8 protein-coding genes, 1 tRNA gene and 1 pseudogene are annotated in these 8,423 nt (G+C 70.1%); 9 read left to right on the plus strand and 1 reads right to left on the minus strand.

The genetic code is table 11. From position 1 onward, the window contains the following. A pseudogene (locus ABWO84_RS15735) lies at positions 1-1,217 on the plus strand (DNA-directed RNA polymerase subunit beta'); the annotation flags it as partial. Between the two features lie 102 nt (positions 1,218-1,319). Here ABWO84_RS15735 and ABWO84_RS15740 read toward each other — a convergent pair. Further along, a complete protein-coding gene (locus tag ABWO84_RS15740) occupies positions 1,320-1,898 on the minus strand; it encodes a hypothetical protein (RefSeq protein ID WP_353116269.1) in 579 nt (192 codons plus the stop codon). Positions 1,899-1,997: 99 nt separating this feature from the next. On the opposite strand from ABWO84_RS15740, the gene ABWO84_RS15745 reads away from it, so the two are divergent. The 8 genes from ABWO84_RS15745 to ABWO84_RS15780 all read left to right on the plus strand — a co-directional run bounded on the left by ABWO84_RS15745 (position 1,998) and on the right by ABWO84_RS15780 (position 8,321). After that, positions 1,998-2,915: a carbohydrate kinase family protein gene (locus ABWO84_RS15745; RefSeq protein WP_353116271.1), complete on the plus strand. Its 918-nt coding sequence runs from the start codon at positions 1,998-2,000 to the stop codon at positions 2,913-2,915. Positions 2,916-2,998: 83 nt separating this feature from the next. Further along, positions 2,999-3,080: transfer RNA gene (locus ABWO84_RS15750), tRNA-Tyr, on the plus strand. 170 nt (positions 3,081-3,250) lie between these two features. Continuing rightward, positions 3,251-4,162, plus strand: coding sequence for a phosphotransferase (locus ABWO84_RS15755; protein WP_353116273.1), 912 nt, complete (start codon positions 3,251-3,253; stop codon positions 4,160-4,162). Positions 4,163-4,363: 201 nt separating this feature from the next. Then, the gene (locus tag ABWO84_RS15760; protein WP_353116275.1) at positions 4,364-4,816 is read left to right on the plus strand and encodes a hypothetical protein; all 453 of its coding nucleotides are present in this window, start codon (positions 4,364-4,366) and stop codon (positions 4,814-4,816) included. A gap of 51 nt (positions 4,817-4,867) precedes the next feature. Beyond that, positions 4,868-5,359 (plus strand): FBP domain-containing protein, encoded by a 492-nt coding sequence (locus ABWO84_RS15765; RefSeq protein ID WP_353116277.1) that lies wholly within the window; start codon positions 4,868-4,870, stop codon positions 5,357-5,359. A gap of 70 nt (positions 5,360-5,429) precedes the next feature. Further along, a complete protein-coding gene (locus ABWO84_RS15770) occupies positions 5,430-6,221 on the plus strand; it encodes an enoyl-CoA hydratase/isomerase family protein (protein ID WP_353116279.1) in 792 nt (263 codons plus the stop codon). Then, the gene (locus tag ABWO84_RS15775; protein ID WP_353116280.1) at positions 6,218-7,009 is read left to right on the plus strand and encodes an inositol monophosphatase family protein; all 792 of its coding nucleotides are present in this window, start codon (positions 6,218-6,220) and stop codon (positions 7,007-7,009) included. Before ABWO84_RS15770 ends, ABWO84_RS15775 begins: the two co-directional genes overlap by 4 nt. A 304-nt stretch (positions 7,010-7,313) precedes the next feature. Next, complete coding sequence (locus ABWO84_RS15780; RefSeq protein ID WP_353116281.1) at positions 7,314-8,321, plus strand: M23 family metallopeptidase; 1,008 nt, start codon at positions 7,314-7,316, stop codon at positions 8,319-8,321. The last annotated feature ends 102 nt before the right edge of the window (positions 8,322-8,423 follow it).

Raw genomic sequence — 8,423 nt, forward strand, 5'->3', positions numbered from 1 at the left:
CCAACTCGCAGGGCGAGCTGGTGCGCGACGCGAACGTCGAGAACTCGGTGTTCGCCCGCACGCTGGCCTCCGATGTCGTGAATGCGGCGGGCGACGTCCTCGCCTCCGCGGGCGACGACGTGGGCGACGTCCTCATCGACAAGCTCGTGGCGGCCGGTGTCGAGACCATCAAGGTCCGCTCGGTCCTCACCTGCGACTCGGCCGTCGGCGTCTGCGCGCAGTGCTACGGCCGCTCGCTCGCGACCGGCAAGACCGTGGACATCGGCGAGGCCGTCGGCATCATCGCGGCCCAGTCGATCGGTGAGCCCGGAACCCAGCTGACGATGCGTACCTTCCACACCGGTGGTTCGGCGTCGGCGGATGACATCACCCAGGGTCTGCCCCGTGTGCAGGAGCTCTTCGAGGCTCGTACGCCGAAGGGCGCCTCCCCGATCGCCGAGGCCGACGGCCGCATCACGATCGAGGAGAACGAGAAGCAGAAGAAGGTCATCCTCACGCCCGACAACGGCGACGAAGAGGTGGTCTACCCGGTGCTGAAGCGTGCGACGCTCCTCGTCGAGGACGGCCAGCACGTCTCGGTCGGTCAGCCGCTGCAGGTGGGAACGCTCGACCCCAAGGAGGTCATGCGCGTGCAGGGTGCCCGCGAGGTGCAGAAGTACCTCGTCGGCGGCGTGCAGGGCGTGTACCGCTCGCAGGGTGTGCCGATCCACGACAAGCACATCGAGGTCATCGTGCGCCAGATGCTGCGCAAGGTCACCGTCGTCGACCACGGCGACACGACCCTGCTCCCCGGCGAGATGGTCGACCAGAAGCGCTACCAGCAGATCAACCGCGAGGCCGTGTCGGAGGGCCGCAAGCCCGCCTCGGGCCGTCCGGAGCTGATGGGTATCACCAAGGCGTCGCTGGCCACCGAGTCCTGGCTGTCGGCCGCGTCCTTCCAGGAGACGACCCGCGTGCTCACGCAGGCCGCGATGGAGGGCAAGCGCGACCCGCTGGTCGGTCTCAAGGAGAACGTCATCATCGGTAAGCTCATCCCGGCCGGAACCGGTCTGTCGAAGTACCGTGACATCACGGTGGAGGCGACCGAGGAGGCCAAGAGCGAGCGCTACCCGAACCGGATCTTCGCATCCGACGGGGCGTACGCCGACGGCGACTTCGGCTATGTCGACTTCGACGCGTTCTCGACCGACGACATCACCCCCGGTACGTACAACTGATTGAGGCGAGAGCCGAACGAGCTTGCTCGTTCGGCCGAGCCGATTGAGGAGAAGGCCCCGGATTCTTCGGAATCCGGGGCCTTCTCCGTGTCTCGTGCGACGTCAGGGCCAGAGGTGGGCGACGATCGCGTCGGTGTAGCCCGTCGGAGCGAGGTTGGAGTACTGGGTGTCGATGAGCACTCCGCCGCGCCAGAACAGCGTCCGTCCGTCGGTCACGGGGTATCGCTCGTCCTTCCAGGTCTTCTCGCAGCGCACGCCCTCGGTGGGCGTATAGCAGCGGAATCCCTCCTCCATGAGCTTGTTGAGCATCTCGAGCGCGGGGCCGCGGTCCCGATGCGAGATCTTCGTGACGAGGGAGGTGGTGTCGGCGCGCGGATCCGCCCACACGCAGGTGAGTGATCCGTCGGCCTGCTTGCCGGAGGGGCCGAAGGCCTTGTCGTTGAGCGGCACGTCCTTCAGCTGCGCGAGCACGGCGTCGGAGAGGATCGCCCGGCAGTCGGAGGGCAGGGCCACCGGCGTGGACGTCGGCGTGGGGGTGGGAGTCGGCGTGGAGCCCGTCGACGGCGATCCGGAGGGGGAGGGCGACTCGGTGCGCGGCGCGGACGGCGAGCCGGTGCAGCCGCCGAGCAGGGCGGCGGCGAGCACGAGGCATGCGGCGGAGATCGCGGGTGCTGCTCTCATGGCGTCAGAGTAGCGCCGGCGGGCGGTGGCGGCGAGGATGCGCTCCCGGCGATCCGAACGGCGGTCGTCGGCGTCGGAGGAGGGCGATAGTCTCGCCTGATGAGCAAGAGCCTGAGCGCGGTGGTCATCGGAGACGCGCTGATCGACGAGATCCATGACGACGGCGGTGTGCGCGAGCTGGTCGGCGGCGCTGCGCTGAACGTCGCGGTGGGGCTGCGACGACTCGGGATGCCGGTCACGCTGATCGCGATGGTGGGGGCGGACGCCGCCGGCGACCACATCCGCGAGTACCTGGACGATCACGGCGTCGCCCTGATCGAGAGCCCGTCGACACGCGGTTCGTCCCGGGCGGTGGTGAGCAAGGGGCCGGGCGGGGAGCCGGAATACGTGTTCAACGAAGCCGCGCAGCGGCGCAGCATCCGCTACGGCGTCGAGGCCCGCGACGCGATCGAGGCTGCCGGGATCGTCGCTGTCAGCTGCTTCCCCTTCGACGTTCCGGAGGAGGTCGACGCCCTCGCCGACGCGGTCGCCGGTGCGCGCCTGGCGATCGACCCGAACCCGCGTGCGGGGATGCTCGCGGATCGCGGCGAGTTCGTGCGCGGCTTCGAGCGGCTCGCGGTGCGGGCGGAGCTGATCAAGGTCGGCGCCGACGACGCGACCCTGCTCTACGACGGCGACCTCGACGGGCTCCGTTCCCGGCTGCGGATGCTCGGGGTGCCCGCCGTCCTCGCGACCGCGGGAGCCGACGGCGCCGTGCTCGACTCCGACGCCGGCCTCGTGACCGCGCCGATCGCCGAGCTGCCGGGACGGATCGTCGACACCGTGGGCGCCGGAGACGCCACGCTCGCGGCGGTCGCCGCCGGTCTGGCGAGCGGCGCTCCGGAGACGCTGAAGGGCTGGCAGCAGCTCCTCGACCGGGCCATGCTGATCGCCGCCGCGACCTGCCGTGCCGAGGGAGGGTTGCTGCGCACGCCCGAGTCGCTGGCGGAATCCTCCCGCGGCGTGCAGGGAAGCTGAGTCGATTTCCGGCGACCCGGGTGCGGCAGGTATGATTGGTGTTCGCGCCCCCGGTTGGCTGGTCAAGTCGGACGGGTGTGCATGGCAAGTTGCCCGAGCGGCCAAAGGGAGCTGACTGTAAATCAGCCGCGTTATGCTTCGGGGGTTCGAATCCCTCACTTGCCACCCGCAGGAGACGGAAGGGCCCAGACCGCGTCGGTCGGGTCCTTCCGTCGTTCTCCGCGGGCCTCGCACCGCCCGTGACCGAGGGTCGTCAGGGTCTCCGCGCGACGCCGGCCGCCATCTTGGGTCATCGATCTTGCAAGAGGTCCGATGTTTGGATAGATTTCCCTTCCATGTGGCCTGGGGATCACGGAACTGGCGCCGAATGGTCGGAGGTTCTTCCGGGCGTGGCGTGGCGTGTGGATGTAGAACGCACCGCAGCTCTGCACAGCCTGAACAATGACGTCACCGTCCTCGTCGACACCGCCACCGAGGAACGCTTCGTGGCTCGGAGACCCCGCCCCCGCACAGCGGATCGGCTCGGCGTCCTCAGGAGGGAGGAGACGATCGTCCTGGCCGCGGCCGCCGCCGCAGAGCTGACACCCGCGCCGATCGCCTCGACCGAAGAGGGGGTCCTGCTGACGCCGTTCATCACGACGCCGAGCCCGTGGACCGGCGCGGGCTGGACGGGTGTCGGCGCCTCCCGGGGGCACGACCTCATCCGCCGGCTGCTGGCCTGTCCTCCTCCCGCCGGCGTGCCGAGCACCACGGAACGCGTCGACCGGATGCTCGATGGCGTGGAGGATCCGACCCGGTTCGGGTTCGACGTCGGCAGGCTGCGCGTGACGCTCGCCGCAGTCCATGCCGAGCGTTCCGCCGATCGGCGGTACGAGCCCTGTCTCACTCACCATGACCTCTGGGCGAACAATGTGATCGACGACGGCGACCGGCTGTGGCTTGTGGACTACGAGTTCGCCGGTGCCGGTGACGGCTGGTTCGATCTGGCCACCGTCGTGTCGGACGCCGGTCTCGATCGACAGCAGACGATCCGCTTTCTCCAGGCGGTCGGCCGCGCAGGCGACCGCGCGGACCTGCGGGCACTTGCGCAGGGGACGTGGCTGTTCCATGTCTTCGAGATGCTGTGGGGGGCGATCATGGCGGAACAGGGGGAGCAGCGGAACCTGGCCGGTGATCGGTTCGATTACGCCGGGCATGCTCGTCGTATCGCCGGAGGGCTCTCCGCGATGGGCCCGCCTGTGCGCTGAGGGCACGGGCTCCCGGCGGAGGGCTCACACCGGTCTTGCGGCTCTGCTTCCTATGGTGGAGGCCGGGGCGAGGTCGCGATGTGCGCCCCGGGAGCGACGCGGAGGGGCGGGCATGAGGAATCGAGTTCGAAGGAGAACGGCGCGCAGGGCGCTCGCCGCAGGCGAGGCCCCCGGAGAACGCCCCGGTCCGGCATGATGGCGGTGGTGCAGCGGCGTGGCATCCGGCAGACGACCGGTGGTGCACGATGGTCGCTCCTCGTCCTCATCGGCTTCGTCGGAATGCTGCCGGTCTGGTGGGCGCTCCTCGGCCAGTTGCTGGAGCATCGCGAGGCCTACACCGCATGTTCGAGCGGTGCCCCGCCTGGGACGGTGGGGAGTCTGGAGAACCTCCGGTTCCACGCCGACAGCACGTTCCTCCCCGCCGGCCGTCGGTGCGTCTACGACATGGCGGACGGGAGCACTCAGGCCTGGCAGACGGGCTGGCCGTCAACGATCTGGGCGCTCAGCGGCACCGGCGTCTGCCTGCTCGTCCTGGTGGTGTGCTGGCTCTCCTGGCGTCGGATGTCGCCGATGCAGCGGATGCTGGTCCATGTCGCCGCGGGGTTGGCCGTGCTCGGCTGGGTGGCGATCGCCTCGTTCGCCGCCCTCAACTGATGACGCGTGCGGAACCGCTGCACGGAGCTGACGCCTGCCTAGACTGAACGGATGCGAGCGCTCACCGATGCCGACGTCCGCGCCTCCTTCGTCAACGCGGAAGCGGAAGAGCTCCGCCTGATCGAGATGCCGCACGACTTCCTCCTGGTCGACTGGGACTACCTCGACTTCTTCGCCTGGCGCGATCCGCAGACACCGCGTCGCGGGTACGTCGTGCTGGAGCAGGAGGGGCGACTGTGCGGAGTGCTGCTGAACACGAACGGCCCGGGGCGCACGCGCTCGGGGATGTGCAACATCTGCCACACGCTGCAGCCCGGCGACCAGGTGGCGTTGTTCTCTGCCCGGCGCGCGGGGGAGCGGGGGAAGAGAGGGGACAGCGTCGGCACCTACATCTGCGCCGATCTGTCCTGCCACGAGAACGTGCGGCTCGCGCATCCGCTCGCGCCCAACGAGGTGCGGGCTCCCGGCCAGGCCGACATGCGCCTCGACGGCACCCGCCGCCGGATGCACGACTTCGTCGGACGCGTGCTGTCGGAGGGGTGACGGTCGGACGCCGGGCGGTGCGGTGGCGGGTAGCCTGAGAGCACACGGTCCGCGTATCGAGGGAGACGCCATGAGCGACGCCATCCTGTTCACCGTCGACGAGGGGCTGGCGCGCCTGACGCTCAATCGCCCCGCCCGCCTGAACGCCTTCAACGGAGAGCTCGCCGAGGCCTGGCGCGAGGTGACGGCCGAGGCCGTCGGGCGCGACGACGTGCGCGCGATCATCATCGACGCCGCCGGGCCCGCGTTCTGCGCGGGGGGCGATGTGATCGACATGGCGACGACGATGGGCTCCGGTGAGCAGATCACCGCTTTCGCCGGGATCATCAACGAGGGCATCCGCTCGCTCACCGAGTCGGCGGTCCCCGTCGTCGCCGCGGCGCATGGGACCACGGCCGGGGGCGGCCTCGGGATCCTGCTCTGCAGCGACTACGCGGTGATCGGTTCCCGCTCGAAGGTCGGCAGCCTCTACGCGAACATCGGCCTCACCCCCGACCTCTCGGTATCGGCGCAGCTCGCCCACGCGGTCGGCCAGCGGCGCGCGCTGCAGTTGGTGCTGCAGGACCGGCTCCTCTCCGCCGAGGAGGCCGTCGAGTGGGGTCTGGTCGCCGAGGCGGTGGCGGGGGAGGACGCGGCCGCGGAGACCCTCGCGGTGCAGGTGCGCGCCGAGGAGATCGCGCGGTTCTGGCTGGCGGGTGCCGCCGGGGCCTACGGCGAGGCCAAGCGCCTGATCCGCAGCCGCACCGAGAGATCGTTCGCCGCCCAGCTCGAGGAGGAGGCCCGCACGATCGGCGCCGCCTTCGAGACGCAGGACGCCCGCGCCCGCGTGGCGGCCTTCGCGGCGAAGGCGGGGGCGCGATGACGCTCGCGGTCGACCTCGGCGCGCTCGCCGCCGACATCGCGGTCGAGGCGGGGGACCTCGCGGCCCGGCGGCGTGCGGAGGGCGTCTCGCTCGCTGCGACGAAGTCCACCCTGGCCGACATCGTCACCGACGCCGACCGCGAGGTCGAACAGTTGATCCGGGATCGTCTCGCCGCCGAACGGCCCGACGACGGGTTCCTGGGTGAGGAGTCGGGTGCGGGGGAAGGGTCATCCGGGATCACCTGGGTCGTCGACCCGATCGACGGCACCGTCAACTACGCCTACGGCATCCCCGCCTACTCCGTGAGCATCGCAGTGGTCGAGGGGACGCCGGAGCCGGATGCCTGGGAGGGGGTCGCGGCCGCCGTGTACGGGCCGGCCCTCGGTGAGCTGTTCACCGCCGTCCGCGGAGAGGGTGCGGTGTTCCGCGGCGAGAGGCTGGCGGTGACGTCGGAGACCCCGGCCGGAGCACTGCTCGCCACGGGCTTCGGCTACGACCCGGCCACGCACGACGGCGACCTCGCGACCGTGCGTCGGGTGATGACGATGGCGCGCGATCTCCGGCGCATCGGCTCCGCGGCCCTCGATCTGTCGTACGTCGCGGCCGGGCGCATGGACGGGTTCTTCGAACGGGGCCTGAAGCCCTGGGACTTCGCGGCCGGCAGGATCCTCGTCGAGGAGGCTGGGGGACTGGTCAGCCGGATCGACACCGACGCTCCTCGACCGCTGCTCTTCGCCGGTGGAGCCGATGTGCACGCGCGGCTCGGAGCCCTGCTGGTGGAAGGGTGAACCCCGGGGTGATTTTTGTCCGGACGGTGGCTGAATCGGGGGCGGCTCATGGCATTCCCAGCCGGAACCCGCTATCGTTTATCCGATCGTTACTTTCGTGACCCGATGACGAAAGCGATCGAGCACCCCCGCGCTTGAACGTACGACGAGAGATCTTCTTTTGCCCCTTGAAGAACATGAGGCCGCCTCTGCGCCCCAGAGCCGGCCGACCCGACGGAGCTCCGCGCCCGCCGCAGCAGTCCCCGTCCCTTCGGAAGCGTCGATCTCCCCCGCCGATGCCGCCGCGCCCCTGACCCGTCGCCAGATGCGTGAGCGCCAGCGTTTCGTCGCCGGTGCCGAGGCGGAGACCCCGATGGTCGACCGCGAGGCCGCCGCCGAGGTGCCGCTCTCCTCGGAGGGCGTCGTCTTCGAGCCTGCCGCACCGCGCGACGACGCGTCGGACCGGTTCAGCGCCGCCGCCGAGGCTTTCGGCTTCGGCGGTCACGACACCTTCGTGGCATCCGCGCCGCGCGACCCCGCCGAGGACGCGCCGGCGCCGGCCCATCAGGCGTCCCGACGTCCGCGCGTGATGCGCAAGGTCGCCGCCGCGGGTGCGACCCTCGGCGTGATGGGGATCGCCGGACTCATCGCCGTGTCGATGACCCTCCCCGCCGCCGCGGTCGCCGGTGTCCAGGGCGACGGTGCACAGGCCGTCGCCACTCTGGCGGCGACCGAGCAGGCGAACAAGGCCTCCGACGCCGAGATCCAGGCATATGTCGCCTCCTCCGACGTGAAGAACGAGGAGATCGTGCGGCCGGACGACTACTCGACCGTCTCGCTCGTCGACCTCGCCGCCGAGGAAGGCATCAAGTACTCCGACAGCCTCTACACGAACGACCCGGAGGCGTCGATCCAGTGGCCCTTCGCCGTCGGAGTGTCGATGAGCTCGCCGTACGGCACCCGTTGGGGTCGTCTGCATGCGGGCATCGACCTGGTGCCCGGCAACGGCGCACCGATCCAGGCCATCGCCGACGGTGTCGTCCGCCAGGCGACGGAGTCGGGCGGCGGCTACGGCGTGACCATCTACATCGATCACATGATCGACGGGAAGCTGGTCACCAGCCACTACGCGCACATGCAGCACGGCTCGATGCGCGTGAAGACCGGCGACCACGTGAAGGTCGGCCAGGTCATCGGCCTCGTCGGCAACACGGGGCACTCGTACGGTGCGCACCTGCACTTCGAGATCATCATCAACGGCTCGCCGATCGATCCGCTTCCCTGGATGCGGAAGAACGCGGGACGACACGATGGAGTCACCCCGGTTTCTTGACCGGCCGCTCTTGATGGTATTGTTGTCTGGTTGCCCGGAGACGGGTGGCACGCCCCGATAGCTCAGTGGCAGAGCACTTCCATGGTAAGGAAGGGGTCGTCA

This window comes from Microbacterium sp. (genome assembly GCF_040394595.1).
GTDB lineage: Bacteria > Actinomycetota > Actinomycetes > Actinomycetales > Microbacteriaceae > Microbacterium.

Coding starts and splice junctions, on each gene's coding strand:
- ABWO84_RS15740 (WP_353116269.1), bottom strand. CDS start 1,898: ATGAGAGCAGCACCCGCGATCTCCGCCGCATGCCTCGTGCTCGCCGCC.
- ABWO84_RS15745 (WP_353116271.1), top strand. CDS start 1,998: ATGAGCAAGAGCCTGAGCGCGGTGGTCATCGGAGACGCGCTGATCGAC.
- ABWO84_RS15755 (WP_353116273.1), top strand. CDS start 3,251: ATGTGGCCTGGGGATCACGGAACTGGCGCCGAATGGTCGGAGGTTCTT.
- ABWO84_RS15765 (WP_353116277.1), top strand. CDS start 4,868: ATGCGAGCGCTCACCGATGCCGACGTCCGCGCCTCCTTCGTCAACGCG.
- ABWO84_RS15770 (WP_353116279.1), top strand. CDS start 5,430: ATGAGCGACGCCATCCTGTTCACCGTCGACGAGGGGCTGGCGCGCCTG.
- ABWO84_RS15775 (WP_353116280.1), top strand. CDS start 6,218: ATGACGCTCGCGGTCGACCTCGGCGCGCTCGCCGCCGACATCGCGGTC.
- ABWO84_RS15780 (WP_353116281.1), top strand. CDS start 7,314: ATGCGTGAGCGCCAGCGTTTCGTCGCCGGTGCCGAGGCGGAGACCCCG.